The sequence below is a fragment of the Stenotrophomonas maltophilia group sp. msm4 genome, from assembly GCF_032025605.1.
Taxonomy (GTDB): Bacteria; Pseudomonadota; Gammaproteobacteria; order Xanthomonadales; family Xanthomonadaceae; genus Stenotrophomonas; species Stenotrophomonas sepilia.
The window spans coordinates 250,462-266,101 of the sequence record NZ_JAVSKK010000001.1; the positions used below are offsets into that span (position 1 = coordinate 250,462).

The 15,640-nt window shown below is 67.8% G+C and carries 17 protein-coding genes and 1 pseudogene; 2 read left to right on the forward strand and 16 right to left on the reverse strand.

What is annotated here, in order from left to right:
* Window positions 1–51: 51 nt before the first annotated feature.
* Window positions 52–946: pseudogene (locus tag ROV93_RS01190) on the reverse strand (LysR family transcriptional regulator ArgP).
* Window positions 947–1,051: 105 nt separating this feature from the next.
* On the opposite strand from ROV93_RS01190, the gene ROV93_RS01195 reads away from it, so the two are divergent.
* Window positions 1,052–1,666: a LysE/ArgO family amino acid transporter gene (locus ROV93_RS01195; protein ID WP_072166863.1), complete on the forward strand. Its 615-nt coding sequence runs from the start codon at window positions 1,052–1,054 to the stop codon at window positions 1,664–1,666.
* On the opposite strand, the gene map is transcribed toward ROV93_RS01195, so the two are convergent.
* The 15 genes from map to ROV93_RS01270 all read right to left on the reverse strand — a co-directional run bounded on the left by map (window position 1,663) and on the right by ROV93_RS01270 (window position 14,297).
* Window positions 1,663–2,445, reverse strand: a complete 783-nt coding sequence (gene map, locus ROV93_RS01200; RefSeq protein ID WP_072166942.1) for a type I methionyl aminopeptidase — start codon at window positions 2,443–2,445, stop codon at window positions 1,663–1,665. The two genes, ROV93_RS01195 and map, sit on opposite strands and share 4 nt — an antisense overlap.
* A gap of 7 nt (window positions 2,446–2,452) precedes the next feature.
* Window positions 2,453–2,665 carry a ParD-like family protein gene (locus ROV93_RS01205; RefSeq protein ID WP_006425741.1) on the reverse strand — a complete coding sequence of 71 codons (213 nt, stop codon included), beginning with the start codon at window positions 2,663–2,665 and terminating at the stop codon, window positions 2,453–2,455.
* 67 nt (window positions 2,666–2,732) lie between these two features.
* The gene (locus tag ROV93_RS01210; RefSeq protein WP_072166862.1) at window positions 2,733–3,092 is read right to left on the reverse strand and encodes a VOC family protein; all 360 of its coding nucleotides are present in this window, start codon (window positions 3,090–3,092) and stop codon (window positions 2,733–2,735) included.
* 140 nt (window positions 3,093–3,232) lie between these two features.
* A complete protein-coding gene (locus tag ROV93_RS01215) occupies window positions 3,233–4,117 on the reverse strand; it encodes a hypothetical protein (protein WP_072166861.1) in 885 nt (294 codons plus the stop codon).
* A gap of 3 nt (window positions 4,118–4,120) precedes the next feature.
* Complete coding sequence (locus tag ROV93_RS01220) at window positions 4,121–5,185, reverse strand: GNAT family N-acetyltransferase (protein WP_072166860.1); 1,065 nt, start codon at window positions 5,183–5,185, stop codon at window positions 4,121–4,123.
* 28 nt (window positions 5,186–5,213) lie between these two features.
* Complete coding sequence (locus tag ROV93_RS01225; protein WP_061479537.1) at window positions 5,214–6,614, reverse strand: aminotransferase class III-fold pyridoxal phosphate-dependent enzyme; 1,401 nt, start codon at window positions 6,612–6,614, stop codon at window positions 5,214–5,216.
* Between the two features lie 64 nt (window positions 6,615–6,678).
* Complete coding sequence (locus tag ROV93_RS01230) at window positions 6,679–7,395, reverse strand: MtnX-like HAD-IB family phosphatase (protein ID WP_312538451.1); 717 nt, start codon at window positions 7,393–7,395, stop codon at window positions 6,679–6,681.
* A 174-nt stretch (window positions 7,396–7,569) separates the two neighbouring features.
* Window positions 7,570–8,772 carry a DegT/DnrJ/EryC1/StrS family aminotransferase gene (locus tag ROV93_RS01235; RefSeq protein ID WP_072166859.1) on the reverse strand — a complete coding sequence of 401 codons (1,203 nt, stop codon included), beginning with the start codon at window positions 8,770–8,772 and terminating at the stop codon, window positions 7,570–7,572.
* 10 nt (window positions 8,773–8,782) lie between these two features.
* The gene (locus tag ROV93_RS01240; RefSeq protein WP_069139135.1) at window positions 8,783–9,181 is read right to left on the reverse strand and encodes a DMT family transporter; all 399 of its coding nucleotides are present in this window, start codon (window positions 9,179–9,181) and stop codon (window positions 8,783–8,785) included.
* A complete protein-coding gene (locus tag ROV93_RS01245; protein WP_021202495.1) occupies window positions 9,178–9,537 on the reverse strand; it encodes an EamA family transporter in 360 nt (119 codons plus the stop codon). The genes ROV93_RS01240 and ROV93_RS01245 overlap by 4 nt, the downstream gene beginning before the upstream one ends.
* Window position 9,538: 1 nt before the next feature.
* Complete coding sequence (locus ROV93_RS01250) at window positions 9,539–10,375, reverse strand: alpha/beta fold hydrolase (protein ID WP_005415777.1); 837 nt, start codon at window positions 10,373–10,375, stop codon at window positions 9,539–9,541.
* 80 nt (window positions 10,376–10,455) lie between these two features.
* Window positions 10,456–11,835 (reverse strand): ATP-binding protein, encoded by a 1,380-nt coding sequence (locus ROV93_RS01255; RefSeq protein WP_072166858.1) that lies wholly within the window; start codon window positions 11,833–11,835, stop codon window positions 10,456–10,458.
* Window positions 11,832–12,515: a response regulator gene (locus ROV93_RS01260; RefSeq protein ID WP_008265770.1), complete on the reverse strand. Its 684-nt coding sequence runs from the start codon at window positions 12,513–12,515 to the stop codon at window positions 11,832–11,834. Before ROV93_RS01260 ends, ROV93_RS01255 begins: the two co-directional genes overlap by 4 nt.
* A gap of 131 nt (window positions 12,516–12,646) precedes the next feature.
* On the reverse strand, window positions 12,647–13,774 hold the full coding sequence (locus ROV93_RS01265) for a metallophosphoesterase (RefSeq protein WP_072166857.1): 1,128 nt from the start codon (window positions 13,772–13,774) through the stop codon (window positions 12,647–12,649).
* A gap of 73 nt (window positions 13,775–13,847) precedes the next feature.
* A complete protein-coding gene (locus tag ROV93_RS01270; protein ID WP_072166856.1) occupies window positions 13,848–14,297 on the reverse strand; it encodes a helix-turn-helix domain-containing protein in 450 nt (149 codons plus the stop codon).
* A gap of 87 nt (window positions 14,298–14,384) precedes the next feature.
* Here ROV93_RS01270 and ROV93_RS01275 point away from each other — a divergent pair, with 87 nt between their 5' ends.
* Window positions 14,385–15,590: an MFS transporter gene (locus ROV93_RS01275; protein WP_255299096.1), complete on the forward strand. Its 1,206-nt coding sequence runs from the start codon at window positions 14,385–14,387 to the stop codon at window positions 15,588–15,590.
* Window positions 15,591–15,640 lie beyond the last annotated feature (50 nt).

Sequence of the window (15,640 nt, forward strand, 5' to 3'; positions counted from 1 at the left end):
AACGGTAGTGCGCGCGGCGTGAAGCCCGAGTCTGCGGTCATCCGATTGTCCTCAACGAAGGGTGCCGCTGGCTGCAGTGCGCAGCGCCTGGGTGATGTGCTGCAGCGTGCTTGAGCGCACGGCGGCATGTTGCCAGTACAGCGGCACATCCAGCCAGCGGCGGGGTTCCAGTACCACCACGCGGCCGGCGCGCACGGCGGGCGCGACCAGGGTTTCCGGGGCCATGCCCCAACCGAGTCCGCACGCGGCGGCTTCGACGAAACCGGTGGAAGAGGGCAGGTAGTGTAGCGGCGGCTGCAGTCGCGCGCGGGTCAGGCGCCGCACGAAGCGCCATTGCAGTTCATCCTTGCGGTTGAACACCAGCATCGGTGCGCGCGCCAGGGGCCGCGGCCTGCATGCCATCGTTGAAGTACTGACGGGCGAAGCCGGGCGAAGCGATCGCGTGGTAACGCATGGCGCCGAGCGGGTGCACGTTGCAGCCCTTCACCGGCTGGCTTTCGGCGGTCACTGCGCCGAGCACGCTGCCATCGCGCAGCAACTGCAGGGTGTGGTCCTGGTCGTCCATGCGCAGGTCGAACAGGTAGCCATGGCGCTGGTGCAGGTCGGCGATGGCGGGCACGAACCAGGTATCAAGCGAGTCGTCGTTGACCGCCAGGGGGATGGGCGTACGGGCAGCGTCGTTGCCACGCTCGGGTAGCAGCTCGGCCAGCGCCTCGGCTTCCAGTGCCTGCATCGGGCGTACCCGGCGCAGCAGCGCTTCCCCCGCTGCGGTCGGTCGGCAGGGTGCCTGGCGCACCACCAGGACCTGCCCGAGCCTGTCTTCCAGCGCCTTGATCCGTTGCGACAGTGCTGATGGGCTGATCGACAGGCGGCGTGCCGCGGCCTCGAAGCTGCCTTCTTCCAGCACCGCAGCGAATGCGGCCAATTGTGGATGTACCAGATCCATGCCGGTGCCTCTTCAGTTTTCCTGCACAGGATAAAGAAAAATCAGATTGTCTAAACATGGGCGGTGCCGCACCCTGCGCGTCCCCTCGCTGCCTGGCCTGTCCTGATGTGGATCGCCGCTACCGCCGCCGGCCTGTTCGCAGGTGTCGGCCTGATCATCGCCATCGGCGCGCAGAATGCCTTCGTGCTGCGCCAGGGCCTGCAGCAGCGGCATGTGGGCGGGGTGGTGCTGGCCTGCGCCGGCGCGGACATCGCGTTGATCCTGGCCGGCGTCGGTGGCATGGGCGCGCTGGTGCTGCAGTGGCCGCTGCTGCTGCAGGGGCTGCGTTTCGGTGGTGCGGCGTTCCTGCTCTGGTATGGCCTGCAGGCGGGACTGCGCGCGTGGCGCGGTGGCAGCGTATTGGCAGCCGCCGAGGCGCAGGCCGCTAGTGGGCGCCAGGTGCTGCTGACCTGCCTGGCGTTCACCCTGCTCAACCCGCACGTCTATCTGGATACGGTGGTGCTGCTGGGCAGCCTGTCCACGCGCTACCCGGGCAATCTGCGCTGGGCCTTCGCCGCCGGGGCCTGCGTGGCCAGCGTGGCCTGGTTCTGCTCGCTCGGCTATGGGGCGCGCCTGTTGCAGCCGGTGTTCCGCAGGCCGAGTGCCTGGCGGGTGCTGGATGCAGGCGTGGCGATGTTCATGCTCTGCCTGGCCACGCTACTGCTGTTGCGTCCGCTCTAGGCCGCGTCCACCGTGCACAGTGGCGCTTCGCCGGGGCGCAGGGTCAGTACGCGCACACCGTGGCGGGTGACCGCCACCGTGTGCTCGAACTGCGCCGACAGCTTGCCGTCGCGGGTGTAGACCGGCCATTCGTCCGGCTGCTGGCGGATGGCCGGCTTGCCTTGGTTGAGCATCGGCTCGATGGTGAACACCATGCCCTCCTCCAGCACCCTGCCGGTTTTGGGATGGCCGTAGTGCAGGATCTGCGGTTCTTCGTGCATTTCCTGGCCGATGCCATGGCCGCAGTATTCCTTCACCACGCTGTAGCCGTGACTGCGCGCGTGGCGGGCGATGGCGTGGCCGATGTCGCCCAGGCGTGCACCGGGGCGCACCGCAGCGATGCCTTTCCACATCGCCTGGTAGGCGGTCTGCACCAGCCTGCGCGCGGCGTAGTCGACCTCACCGATCAGGTAGGTGGTGCTGGAGTCGGCGATGTAGCCGTTCTTCTCCAGGGTGATGTCGAGGTTGACGATCTGGCCATTGCGCAGCACGTCGGTGGTGCTGGGTACGCCGTGGCAGACCACGTTGTCGATCGAGGTGTTGAGCACATACGGGAAGCCGTACTGGCCCTTGCTGGCCGGCCGCGCCTGCAGTTCATCGACGATCATGCGTTCGACGAACTCGTTGATCTCCATCGTGCTGCGGCCCTGCAGCGGCAGCTGGTCGAGCGCGGCGAACACCTGCGCCAGCAGGCGCCCGGATTCGGCCATCAGCGCGATTTCGTGTGGCTGCTTGATCACCGCCACGTCAGGCCCGCCCGGGTGCCAGCGCCTGTGGCTGCACGCCGGCTGCGCGCAGTTCGCTGGCGACGATGTCCTGGAAACTCAGCGTGGGGTTCATTTCGCACAGCATGCCGACCCGGATCCAGAAGTTGGCCTGGGCGTTGATCGAGCGGCTGGAGACGGTGCAGGCACGGCGCAACTGGTCGTGCAGGGTGTCATCGATGTTGACGATGCCCATCGGCGGTCCTAGAGTGGTAATATACGAAGCGTATATGTTTCGTATATCCGCCTCAAGCCCGCGTTGTTCAGTCCAGGTGGGTGGCAAAGCGCAGGCGGTTGCCGTCGGGGTCGCGCAGCAGCATTTCGCGGCTGCCCCAGTCGGTGTCATGCGGTGGCTGCTCGATCGGCACATTGGCGGCGCTGAAGGCGCGGTACAGGCTGTCGACGTCGTCGACGATGAAGTACACCGCGCCGCCTACCTCGCAGTCACCGCTGTGCTCGGTGAGGAAGATCGTCTGGCCGTCCCGGGTGAGCTGGGCGAACAGCGGGAAGCCGGACTCGAAGCGGTGTTCCCAGTCGACCACGAAACCCAGCCCCTGCACGTAGAACGGCAGGGTGGTGTCTGCGTGGCGCATGCGCAGTTGCGGGATGACGGTCTGGGGCATGGCGGCGGCTCCGAGGTGGGAACCCAGTGTAGTGCCGGCCGCTGGCCGGCATTCCTGTGAGCCCGGGAACAACGGGGTTGCCGGCCAGCGGCCGGCACTACCGAAGCCACGCCGGCCAACGGCCGGCATTGCCGACGCGGTCAGCAGGCCGTCGGTGCGGCGGCGATTGCCGCCAGCAGTTCGCGGTTCACCTGCTGGTGACGCGCCTGCCAGACGGGAAGATCATCGGCCCTGATGTCCGGTTGGCCATCCAGCGACGACAGCCAGCGCTTGAAGCGGCTCTGGTAGTTCGCCAGCGAGACTTCGCCGGTGATGTCACTGCCGACCAGGCCACCGGCGCGCAGTGCTTCGATCACCACCAGTGCGTGTTCCAGCTGGAAGCGGCCCTGGTCCCAGTTGCTGCGCGCAACGTCCTCGGCGAATACATCCTTGTCGATCGACAGGTAGGTCGGCTGCGGGGATGCGGCCTGCTCGGCGGCGAACGCGGCGACCAGTGCCTCCGGGTGCTCGAAGCGTCGGAACGCACGGCCCATGCCGAGGCGGTGGCCCCAGCCCACGTCCACGTCCATGCACCAGTACGTCAGGCGTCCACCCATCAGCGGTCGCCAGTGGTTCTCCCAGGCATGACCGAGGCCGATGTCGCTGGAAGTGATGCCGAGCACATGGATGTGCGAGATCTGCGGCAGCTTGCTGGCGGCGTTCACCCACGAGCCGCAGTGCATGCCGAGCGGGAACCGCATGTTGTCCGGATGGTTGTCCAGCACCACCAGCTGGAACGGGGCCTGCCCATGCATGCGGCGCAGCAGTGGCAGGCTCAGGTGGTGGAAGTCGCCGCTGCCGAGCATGACGGTTCCGAGCTGGGCCGGCAGCGGTGCCAGCACGTCAGCGGCGAAACGGTCGAGGGTGGCAGTGCTGCAGGCGAAGCGCAGCGGATCGTGCCACTGCGGCAGAGCCAGGGTCTGCGCCTGTGGCAGCGGCAGCACGCCACCGTCCAGGTCCAGGATCAGCGGGGAACGCAACGGCATCGTTCAACCGCCTCCATCAGGTTCGCCCTGCAGGTGCGGGGCCAGCTTGCGCAGGGCGGCGCGCAGCAGCGGGGAGCGTGCGTGGATCGCGTGCCGGGTGGAGGTGAAGCGGGCGCCCAGCTCGGCCTTGATCCGCGAGTCGGTCCAGCCGGCCACGTAGTGGCTCAGGCCGTGCTGCAGCGCGTACTCGAGGTTATGCATCCAGCTGACCGCGTACAGGTTGTGCTCGCGCGACTGCGGGTACGCCAGGCCGATGTACTTGTCGACCAGCTTGCTGGCATGCACGTAGCACAGGTTCCAGCCGATCAACCGGCCCTGGTGGCGGTACAGGAACATCCGTCCCTGGCCCTGGCTGTCGGCCAGCAGGTACTGGAAATAGGGTAGGTCGAGCTGGTCGAAATGCACCGCGCTCTGCGCGTATACGCCCAGGTACAGCGCGTACAGTTCGGCCTGCAGCTGCGGGTCGGCCAGGGCCGGGTTGCCGGTGGCGATGCAGTCGATCTGCAGGTCATCGCGCGAACGGAGCTTGCGACGGATGTTCTTGCGGCGCGACGATGACAGGCGGCCGAGATACTCGTCGAGCGAATCGAAATCGATCGCCACCCAGGCCAGCGGCATGCCTTCCAGTTCGACGAAGCCGCGTGTCAGCAGCGCCTGCAGGAAGGCGCCGCTGTGTGCGTTGGCGGCGTCGTCCAGCAGCGGTGAATCGATCGCCAGGTCCTTCACCACCAGCAGCCGGGTATCGCCGATCGCGTGACGCGTCACGTCCTCGGCCAGCGCCTCCGGCGCCACGTGCGCCGGCAACGGGGTGTACTCGGTGCTGGTGGCACCGACGAAGCGCGTCTTCCAGGTAATCCAAGGCCGCCACAGGCGCGACAGCGGCAGGCCGAGCAGCCTGCCGCGCAGGTCGTCATCCATGGTGGTGGTCAGGTCCAGCGGCGCACGGAAGGTCGGCAGGCCGCTGGGAAGGCGGCCTGCCTCGAATCCGAGCGGCGGGTTGGCCAGGAAGCCCTCCAGCAGCGCGGCCGGTTCCAGCGCGGTGCTGGATGCGCGTGACGTCATTTCCATCGGCACGGGAACCGGCAGCGCATCGGCCTCAGCCCTTGGCCTTGGTCAGCGCCTGGTCGAGCAGGGTGATCGCCAGGTCGATTTCTTCGTAGCTGATGTCCAGCGACGGCGCGAAGGTGATCACGTTCTTGTACCAGCCACCCACGTCGAGCACGAGGCCCATGCGCTTGCCGTCGTGCAGCAGGTCACCGGCCAGGCCGATGTCGACCATGCGGTCCAGCAGCTCCTTGTTCGGGGTATAGCCGTCGGCCTGGCAGATTTCCGCACGCAGTGCCAGGCCCAGGCCGTCGACGTCGCCGATTTCCGGGTGGCGCTTCTGCAGGCCGCGCAGGCCGTCGAGGAAGTACGCGCCCTTTTCCGGCACGGTGCGCTCGTAATCCATTTCCTTGCCCAGCTTCAGCACTTCCAGGCCCAGGCGGGTGCCCAGTGGGTTGGAGTTGAAGGTGGAGTGGGTGGAGCCCGGCGGGAACACGGTCGGGTTGATCAGCTCTTCGCGCGCCCACAGGCCCGACAGCGGGTTCAGGCCGTTGGTCAGCGCCTTGCCGAACACCAGCACGTCCGGGGTCACGCCGAAGTGCTCGATCGACCACAGCTTGCCGGTGCGCCAGAAGCCCATCTGGATTTCATCGACGACCATCAGGATGCCGTACTTGTCCAGCACGCGCTTGAGGCCGGTGAAGAAGTTGCGCGGCGGGATGACGTAGCCACCGGTGCCCTGGATCGGCTCGACGTAGAACGCGGCGTACTCGGCCTGGCCGACCTTGGGATCCCACACGCCGTTGTACTCGCTTTCGAACAGGCGCTCGAACTGCCACACGCAGTGGTCGGAGTACTCGTCCGGGGTCATGCCCTTCGGGCGACGGAAGGGGTACGGGAACGGGATGAACATCGCGCGCTCGCCGAAGTGGCCGTAGCGGCGGCGGTAGCGGTAGCTGGAGGTGATCGACGACGCACCCAGGGTGCGGCCGTGGTAGCCGCCCTCGAAGGCGAACATCAGGCTCTTGCCGCCGCGCGCGTTGCGCACGATCTTCAGCGAGTCTTCAATGGCCTGCGCACCGCCAACGTTGAAGTGCACGCGGCCGTCGAGGCCGAACTTCTCGTGCATGTCCACGGCAATGGTCTTGGCCAGCTGCACGCGGGTCGGGTGCAGGTACTGGCTGGCGACCTGCGGCAGGGTGTCGATCTGGTCCTTCAGTGCATCGTTCAGGCGCTTGTTGCTGTAGCCGAAGTTGCACGCCGAGTACCACATCTGCAGGTCGAGGTAGGGCACGCCCGCGCCGTCGAACATGTAGCTGCCTTCGCCGCGCTGGAAGATCTTAGGCGGATCGACGTAGTGGACGGTATCGCCGAAGGAGCTGTAGCGGGCTTCGTCGGCCAGCAGCTGCGCATCGGAGGCAGCGGCGGCGGCGTTCTTGTCAAAAATGTTCATGCAGTTCGGTTCCGTGAAGGACGTTCGAAAGGGGTAACAGGGGAGCGCGCCTGCAAGGGAGTGCTCAGGCGGTGGCCAGCAGCAGGGGCAGTGCGGCGGGCTGCGGGCTGGCGTCGAGACGACATGGCTGCAGCAGGCTGCCATCGAGCAAGCGCGGCAGCAGTGCGATTGCGTCGTGGAAGGTGTCGATGGCGGCATGCTCGATGCCGGCATGGGTGCAATGGGTGATCAGGCGGCGCTTGGCGAACACGAAGTCGGCATCTTCGGATACGCAGAAATCCGAACTGCCGTCGCCGATCATCAGCACGCGCGGCGCTTCGTTGGCGCGCGCCTGCGCGGCGCAGGCGCATTTGCAGGTGCCACTGCGGCAGCCTTCGGCCTGGTAGGGCGATTCCAGTTCCCAGTGGTCATCGCACCAGCGCAGGTGGTTGGCCACCACCGGCAGCTGCGCCAGGCCGTGGTTGGCGAGAATGCGATGGATCGCATAGTCCAGGCCGTCGCTGACGATGCGCAGTGGCAGGCCCAGCTGCTCGGTGCGAGCGACGAAGGCGACGAAACCTGGATCGATCTGCACCTGGTCCAGATGGGCATCGAGCGTGGCCGGGTCCAGCTTCAGCAGCCGCACCTGGCCCTGCATGCATTCACGCGAACCGATCTTTCCCGCCTTCCACTGGTCTTCCAGTTCCTGCCAGCCCGGCTGGCCGTACTTTTCCAGCAGCGAGTCGATGACATCTTCGAGGCTGATGGTGCCGTCGAAGTCACACAGGATGCTCCAGCGCATGGGCAGGTCCGTCGATGAAAGAAGCGTCCGGCACGATGCCGGGGCAGGCTCAATGTAGGCAGGCCGCCTTTCTCGTTCCTTTCCTGTTGAAAGGCTTTTTTTACGGGCTGGGAAAGCGTTCAGGAAGATGCATGGATGAATGCGCGGAGCGCAGGCCACGCATGCACGTGCGGGTCAGGCGCGCGCCAGGACCTGCAGTATTTCGGCCGTCTCCTCGCGGGTCTGCCAGGCGCTGTTGCCAAGGGTGAGCATGCGTGCGGCGAAGTCACGTGCATTGGGCACGTCCTCCTGCGGCACGATGCCACGCAGGTAGGCGTAGTCGGGCAGGGCATGGATGAACATGCGGCTGGCACCGAGGCCCCGCGGCCACAGGTCGTCCAGCGCGGCATCGCGCGCGCGCTGGCTGGGCAGCAGCAGCATCAGCATCGGCCAGGTGCCGCCGGTGCCGGCCAGGCCATCGACCACCTCCACCGCCGGCAGTTGTGCCAGCTGCACGCGCAACTGCAGTGCGCGCAGGCGCCCGGCCTGCAGGAACGCCGGCAATCGCCGCGCGGCATGGGCACCGATGTTCTGTCGCCATCGACTGACCCGGTGCTGCGGTATGTCCAGCGGGAAAATGTCACCGACCGCGTCTTCCAGATCGCCACGCTGCAGTGCGCTGCGCAGCGGATTGCCGTACACCAGCGACAGCAGCGAGGGGCGATAGCAGGCGGCAAGGCCAAGCAGCTGCACACTGCGAAGCAGCTCCCAGCGCAGGTTGAAGCGCACCTGTTCGGCGGCATGCTCGGCCAGTTCGGCGCGCAGTTCGTCATCGCGGCTGACCAGCAGGCCGCCTTCGTGCAGGCTCAGCCCCTTGCCGGCGGCCAGGCTGAAGAATCCGATGTCGCCACGCAGGCCGACACTGCTGTTGCCCACCCGTGCGCCCAGCGCCTGTGCGGCATCTTCGATGACCCAGGCGCCGGCGCTGCTGGCGATGTCGCAGGCCCGTTCGACATCGGCGATGCGACCGCCGAGGTGGGTTGGCAGGATGGCCAACGTACGCGCATCGGCCAACCGTTCGAGCTGGCCGGGATCGAAGTCGAAGTGGCCGCGCCGGGTATCGCACAGCTGCACGCGCAGGCCGAGGCTGTGCACCGCGATCGGCACCAGCGGACAGGTGTAGGCCGGCATGATCACCGTGTCGCGCCTGGGCGCGCGCTTGCGCAGGGTGCGCAGGGCGATCAGCAGCGCGTGCGTGCCGGAACAGGTCAGCTGCAGCGGCGGCGTGCCCAGCTGGTTGGCCAGGATCCCGCGCAGGTCACCACCACCGGGAAGGAAGTCGGTGGCCTGCATCGGCAGGCCGGCGGTCGGTGGCAGTTCGCGCGCGAACAGGCTCATCGCAGCCCGCTCACGAGGTGCTTTCGGCGGGGCTGTGCGGGTCGTCCGCTTCCGCGCGACCGAGGCAGACGATGCCGGCCACGATCAGGACCGCACCTACCAGGTGGTGCAGGGTCAGTGGCTCGTTCAACAGCCACGCCGACAGCAGCAGCACGCTGATCACTTCCAGGTGCGAGGCAGCGAATGCGGGGCCGATCGGCGCATGCCGCAGCAGGCTCATCCAGGTGAAGAACGCACCCACGTAGCCCAGGATGGCGCCGTACACCCATGGTTGCGACAGCACGCGCAGCAGCCAGGCGGTGTTGGCCTCGACCGGCAGGGCCGCCTCACCGGCGTACTTGAAGCACAGCTGGGCCAGCGTGTCGAAGGCCATCAGCAGCGGAAAACCGATCACATACAGGCGCCTCATGAGCCGGCCCCCACCACCGCCACGCCGGCTGTGACCAGCAGCATCCCGGTCACCCGCAATGGCGTGAGCTTCTCGCGGAACAGGATGCGGCCGGCGATCATCAGCGCCACGATGTTGATCGAGCCCAGCAGCACGCCCTTGGACAGCGGAACCAGTGACAGGAAGGCGATCCAGGCGACGAACTCAAGCACGTAACAGGCGATGCCGATCCACAGCCAGGGGCGGCTGAGCATGTGCTTCCAGCGCTGCAGTCCCTCGCCCTCCTGCGGGTCGCTGGCGGCGGCCTTGAAGGCGAGCTGGCCACCGGTATCGAGCACGACATTGGCCAGCCACAGCAGCGTGGCAAGTGCCCCCATCTCAGGCCACCGCCTTGAGGACGCCGCTGCGTTCACCGATCCCGGTGAAGAAGCGCGCGCTGCGGCGGATCACCTCGCGGCGTTCGCGGTCGATCGTGATCATGTGGTAGCTGTCCTCCAGCACCACCAGTTCCTTCGGGCCACTGACCCGCGACATCACCAGTTCGGCATTGCCCATGCTGGCCACGTCGTCTTCGCGCGCGTGCATCACCAGGCACGGGGCGGTGACCTGGTGCAGGTGGCGGCGGGTCCAGTTGCTCAGCGCACGCATCTCGGCCAGCGCGTGCCAGGGATTGCCCGGAAGGCCTGCCGCCGCGCTGTCGCCGGACAGCATGGCGGCGCTGACCTGCGCACGCAGGCGCTCGTCGCGCAGGCCGTACGGCGGTTCTTCCATGAACATGCGGTCGCGGCCGATGTTGAAGCGCTTGAACCACGGCAGCAGGAACGAGAGGCGGGCGACAGCGGGTATGTTCCAGCCGTCGTAGCGGAACGTGGCGCCATACACGCCGACGCCGGACACCCAGTCCGGTCGTCGAGCAGCAAGTGCCAGCGACAGCACCGCGCCCATCGACAGGCCACCGACGAACAGCTGGTCGACCTTGCCGCGCAGGCTTGCCGCCGCATCTTCCACGCCCTGGTACCACTGTTCCCAGGTGGTCGCCAGCAGGTCATCCACGGTGCCACAATGGCCGGGCAGCTGCACGCCGTGTACGGTGAAGCCGGCGTTGTTCAGCCCTTTGCCCAGCATGCGCATTTCCGCCGGGGTACCGGTCAGGCCGTGAACCAGCAGCACGCCCTGCGGGCCACCGGGGAGGAAGAAGTCGTGCGAGTCGGTCACCTGGCGGCTCCGGGACGGCAGTGGGGAGGGTCAGGATCGCAACCGCGATTTTCGCCAGCCTTTCAGCGCCCCGGTCCGGGTCAGGGGGCCTTCAGCAGCGGCAGTGTGATGGCGACCTTGAGTCCGCCGCCGGGGCGGTTGAGGAAGGTCAGGCGCCCGCCGAAGTGCTCCACCGCCTCGTGGGCGATGGCCAGGCCCAGGCCGGTGCCGCTGGCGGTGGTGCCGGGGGCGCGGAAGAAGCGCTCACCCAGCCGCGGCATCACGTCCTCGGGTACGCCGGGCCCGTTGTCCTCCACGTACAGTTCGACGTCATTGTCATCCAGCGCGTGCACGCCGACGGTGACGGTCGCATCGCGGCCGGCATAGCGCAGCGCATTGTCGATCAGGTTGTCCAGTGCTTCCTGCAGCTGGGCACCGTTGCCGAGCACGCGCAGCGGCTGGGGGCTGCCGCGGTAACCCAGATCGATGCCATCGCGGATCGCTTCAGGCACGCGTGTACCGACCCACTGCGGCACCCGTTCGCACAGGTCCAGTGCCTCCACCGTCTCCGGCACGGTCTGGGCCCGGCTCAGCGCCAGCAGCTGGGTGCTGACCCGCGCGGTGCGCTGGTTGAGCCGGCGGATGTGCTGCAGTGCCTCGCGCACCGTGTCCGGGTCACCATGCGCCAGTGCCTGGTCCACGTGCAGGGCCATGCCGGCCAACGGCGAGCGCAGCTGGTGCGCGGCGTCGGCGATGAAACGGTTCTGCAGGGTGATCATTTCCGCCTGGCGGGCAAACAGATCGTCGATGGTGCTGATCAGTGGCTGGATTTCCTCCGGCACGTCGGCGTCGGAGATCGGCGCCAGTTCGCCGCGGCGCTGTGCCAGGCGGGTCCTCAGCGGGGTCAGGATGCGCAGGCCATGGGTCACCCCGAACCAGACCAGCGCGGCAGTGCCCAGCGCCAGCATGGTCATCAGCGGGATGATGATCATCAGGATCTCGCGCGCGCGCTGGCGTCGTTCGGCCATGCTTTCGGCCACGGTCACCGCCAGCTGGTCCTGCGGATCGTTCATCGCAAGCGTGCAGACGGTGGCCATGCGCACCGGCTGGCCGTTGAGAATGCCATCGTACAGGGTGGGGTCCACGCCGGTGCATTCCTGCGAAGGCGCGTAGGCACTGAAATCTGCATTGCCGCTGAGCGTCCCCTGGCGGCTGCTGTCGACGTTGAAATAGCGATGGCCGTCGGGTTCGTACTCGATCAGGAAGCGCGCCTGCGGAGACAGGTCGCTGGTCACCGGCATGGTGCTCAGCATCTGCGCGAACGAGTGCGTGTCGTCGATCAGGTTGCGGTCGTGGATGCGGTTGGAATAGTCCAGCGCAACGTAATAGGCCAGGATCGTATTGAAGGTGAGAAGGCCCAGCATCGGCAACGCCAGGAAGGCGAGCAGGCGCCGGCGCAGGCTGGGCGGTCCACTGATCACGGGGCGCTGTCGTCCTGCGCATCTTCCAGCATGTAGCCCAGCCCGCGCACGGTGCGGATGCCCATGCCGCCCGGCTGCAGCTTGCGGCGCAGGCGGTGCAGGGCGATGTCCAGGCCGTTGTCGGTCAGGTCCTGGCCCCAGTCGCACAGCGCTTCCACCAGTTGCGCGCGTGACACGATGCGCTCTGCACGCACCGCCAGCGCCGACAGCAGGCCGAACTCGCGTGCGGTCAGTTCAAGTGATTGGTCGTCGATCCATACGCGGTGCCCGGCCAGGTCCAGGCGCAAGCGGCCGATGCGCAGGTCCGGATTGCCATTGCTGGTGACCCGCCGCAGCTGTGCACGCACGCGGGCTTCGAATTCATCCAGTGCGAACGGCTTGACCAGGTAGTCGTCGGCACCGAGGTCGAGCACGCGCACCCGCTCGGCCAGGCCGTCACGCGCGGTCACCACCAGCACCGCCAGGCCATCGCCACGCTGGCGCAGTCGTTGCAGCACGTCGCGGCCATCCAGTTGCGGCAGCCCCAGGTCCAGCACCAGCAGTGCGTACTGGGTCGAGCCCAGTGCTGCATCGGCGTGCGCACCGTTGTCGACGTGGTCGACCACGTGCCCCTGCCGGCGCAGCGAGGCGCACAGGCCGGAGGCGATGTCCGGGTCGTCTTCAGCAATCAGAACGCGCATGCGCGGGGCTCCTGTAACAGTCAGGCCCACCGGCTGGACGGGCGGGCCTCTCGGCTGCCGAAGGGTAGCCGCAAACCGGGTGAAGGTGGAGCGCGCCGGCACCTCCCGGCGCCGTCACGCTGTCCCTCCATTCAGTCCTGCAGCCCCGGCTCACCCAGCGCCAGCGGCATCCGGGAGCCATCCAGCAGGCCACGGCTGAGCTTGCCCTCCTCGATGAACAGTAGTTCGCCGTTCTCGCCGTTCTTGATGCTGCTGTCGATGGCGATCACGCGGTCGCCGTGGAAGCTGCTGACGTGTGGCATCGACGTATGGCCGACCACGATGCGCTTGAGCTGCAGGCGGTCGAGCACGGCCTGCACACCCGCGGTGTCAAGGCGGCCATCGAAATAGCCGCGGTACCAGATCGGGCTGGTCTTGCCGTCATACAGCGGTGCGGTGGCCGGGTCGGCCTTCACTTCGGCCTTGGGCAGGCCCAGCGAGGCCTGGTAGGCCGCGTTGGTGCGTGCCGGGTCCAGCGCCAGCTGCACCGCCTCGGGCGAGATGCCGCCGTGCAGGAACAGGGTATCGCCGATCTTCAGCAGTACCGGTCGGGTGCGCAGCCACTGCCCGATCACCGAGTCGGCGCCATACAGCTGCGGGTAGCTGCGGCCCAGCAGCTGGGCGCTGCGCAGGTACTTGGGGTTGACGTAGCGCAGGTCGTCGTACAGCACCATGGTTTCGTGGTTGCCGAGCACGAAGTGCACGGCGCCACCGGCGGCGGCCGCCTGCTGCTGCAGGCCGTAGAGCAGCCAGAACGCCTCGGTCACCTGCGGGCCGCGGTCGAACACGTCGCCGGCGATGACCAGCGTGTCCTTGCCCAGCGCCCAGCGATCCTGCGCGTCGATCACGTGATGGGCACGCAGCAGGCGCACCAGCAACCCGTACTGGCCGTGAATGTCGGACAGCGCGACGATGCGCGGTGTGGCCGGCAGCACCGAGACCGAGGCTGCATTCGGCGCAGCCACATGCACGGTGTGTTCGTAGCCGCAGCGCGGTGCGATATCGGTCCCTGTTGCCCCGGAGGCAAGCGTGCGCGATTCGACCTTGTCGGCGCAGATCCACTTGGCCTGCACCCGGTCGCCCTGGCGGAACACATAGGGGCCATCGGCCTGCACGTGGTCGGCGGGCGCGGCAACCTCGCGGGCCTGCGTGGTTCCGGCGCTGCAGGCCAGCAACGGCAGCAGCAGGGCGGTCATCAGGGAAGAGCGATAGCGCGACATCGTCGTTGTCCGGCGGCGGAAACATCCGATGCTAACCGGCGCGACCGGGTCGCGGTGTGCGCGAATGGGCGGGTCAGGCGCTGTGCCCGTCGTCCCTGAGCTTGCGCACACGGGTGGCGGCGGCCTGCAGGGGCCGACCGTCGCGCCCGCGCGGCTGCATGTACGGCAGCGGTCGCCGCGTGCTGGATTCGATCAGCTGCGAATGAGCTTCGTCTGCACCGAAGCGATGGCGTTCACCCCATTGGCGCAGCGCGACCAGCACCGGGAACAGCGCCTGGCCCGCGGCGGTGAGCACGTATTCCTGGTAGGCCGAGCCGTCGGAGGCCGGTTGCAGTTGCAGGATGCCGGCCTCGACCAGCCTGCGCAGGCGATCGCTGAGGATGTTGCGGGCGGCGCCCAGGCTGCGCTGGAAGTCGCCGAAGCGGCTGACGCCGTCGAAGGCATCGCGGATCACCAGCAGTGCCCAGCGATCACCGAGCAGGTCGGCGCTGCGGGCAACGGGGCAGGGGCTGTCTGCGTGCATGGCGGTCTCCGTCCTATGTGGTTGCAGTTTAAAACCAAAGTAGCTAGCCTGCATCTGGTTTCAATATGAAACCAGATGACGAATGCCATGCCGATTCCACGCCCCCTGCTGGTGCTGCTTGCGGTTGCCGCCGGCGCCAGCGTTGCCAACGTCTATTACGCGCAGCCGCTGCTGGATCAGCTTGCACACGCCTTCGCGCTGGAGCGGGCGGTTGCCGGCGCGGTGCTGGCCGCGACCCAGGCCGGCAGCGTGCTGGCATTGCTCGGGTTGCTGCCGCTGGCTGATCGCGGTGACCGGCGGCACCTGCTGCGGCTGCAGCTGGCGGCACTGGTCGCGGCCCTGCTGTGGCTGGCAGCGGCACGCACGGCCGGTTGGCTGTTGTCGGGCCTGCTGCTGGCCGGGCTGTTGGGCACCGCGCTGACCCAAGGCTTGATCGCCTACACGGCAGCGATGGCTCCGGCCGCGCAGCGCGGGCGCGTGGTGGGGGTGGTGCAGGGCGGGGTGTTCATCGGGTTGCTGCTGGCGCGCGTGCTGTCCGGCACGGTGGCGGCCATTGCCGGCTGGCAAGCAGTCTATCTGCTGTCGGCAGCGCTGATGGCGACCCTGGCCGCACTGCTGTGGCGGCGCCTGCCGGCGGTGCCGATACCCGTGGTGCCGCCGCGTTGGCGCGACCTGATCGGCTCGATGCTGGGCATGCTGCGCCGGGATCGAACGCTGCGCGAGCGCGGTCCACTGGCGTTGCTGCTGTATGCCGGACTCAACGTGTTCTGGGCGGCGGCCCCCTTGCCGCTGTCGGCCCCACCGCTGCAGTGGTCCACTGCGGCCATCGGTGCGCTCGGCCTGGCTGGGGTGGCAGGTGCATTGATGGCGTCGCGGGTCGGGCACTGGATGGACCGCGGTTTTGCCGATCGGGTCAGTCTTGGCGCGCTGCTGTTGATGCTGGTCGCGTGGTGGCCGCTGCTGGGCCTACCGCAGTCGCTGTCGTTGCTGCTGCTGGGCGTGATCGTGCTCGATCTGGGTGGGCAGGCGCTGCATGTCTCGAACCAGGCGCTGCTGCTGCGCGCGCCGGGCGAGCAGCATGGACGCCTGGTGGCGCTTTACATGCTCTTCTATGCGGTGGGTAGTGGTGCCGGTGCGGCTGCCGGGCCCTGGGTGCACGCCCGGCACGGCTGGCCTGCCGTGTGCCTGCTGGGCGTCGGCATCGCGCTGCTGGCGCTGCTGTGGTGGGCGGCGTGGCGGAGGCGGGCGGTGAAAGCAGCGGCTGGCGCGCGAATCGGTAGAGTCGACTGTTAGTCGACTGCTCCTCGTTCCGACGGCGAAAAGCTCCGCGCTGCGCGCGGTAG

Coding starts and splice junctions, on each gene's coding strand:
- ROV93_RS01195 (WP_072166863.1), top strand. CDS start 1,052: ATGTGGATCGCCGCTACCGCCGCCGGCCTGTTCGCAGGTGTCGGCCTG.
- ROV93_RS01205 (WP_006425741.1), bottom strand. CDS start 2,665: ATGGGCATCGTCAACATCGATGACACCCTGCACGACCAGTTGCGCCGT.
- ROV93_RS01210 (WP_072166862.1), bottom strand. CDS start 3,092: ATGCCCCAGACCGTCATCCCGCAACTGCGCATGCGCCACGCAGACACC.
- ROV93_RS01215 (WP_072166861.1), bottom strand. CDS start 4,117: ATGCCGTTGCGTTCCCCGCTGATCCTGGACCTGGACGGTGGCGTGCTG.
- ROV93_RS01220 (WP_072166860.1), bottom strand. CDS start 5,185: ATGGAAATGACGTCACGCGCATCCAGCACCGCGCTGGAACCGGCCGCG.
- ROV93_RS01225 (WP_061479537.1), bottom strand. CDS start 6,614: ATGAACATTTTTGACAAGAACGCCGCCGCCGCTGCCTCCGATGCGCAG.
- ROV93_RS01230 (WP_312538451.1), bottom strand. CDS start 7,395: ATGCGCTGGAGCATCCTGTGTGACTTCGACGGCACCATCAGCCTCGAA.
- ROV93_RS01235 (WP_072166859.1), bottom strand. CDS start 8,772: ATGAGCCTGTTCGCGCGCGAACTGCCACCGACCGCCGGCCTGCCGATG.
- ROV93_RS01240 (WP_069139135.1), bottom strand. CDS start 9,181: ATGAGGCGCCTGTATGTGATCGGTTTTCCGCTGCTGATGGCCTTCGAC.
- ROV93_RS01245 (WP_021202495.1), bottom strand. CDS start 9,537: ATGGGGGCACTTGCCACGCTGCTGTGGCTGGCCAATGTCGTGCTCGAT.
- ROV93_RS01260 (WP_008265770.1), bottom strand. CDS start 12,515: ATGCGCGTTCTGATTGCTGAAGACGACCCGGACATCGCCTCCGGCCTG.
- ROV93_RS01265 (WP_072166857.1), bottom strand. CDS start 13,774: ATGTCGCGCTATCGCTCTTCCCTGATGACCGCCCTGCTGCTGCCGTTG.
- ROV93_RS01270 (WP_072166856.1), bottom strand. CDS start 14,297: ATGCACGCAGACAGCCCCTGCCCCGTTGCCCGCAGCGCCGACCTGCTC.
- ROV93_RS01275 (WP_255299096.1), top strand. CDS start 14,385: ATGCCGATTCCACGCCCCCTGCTGGTGCTGCTTGCGGTTGCCGCCGGC.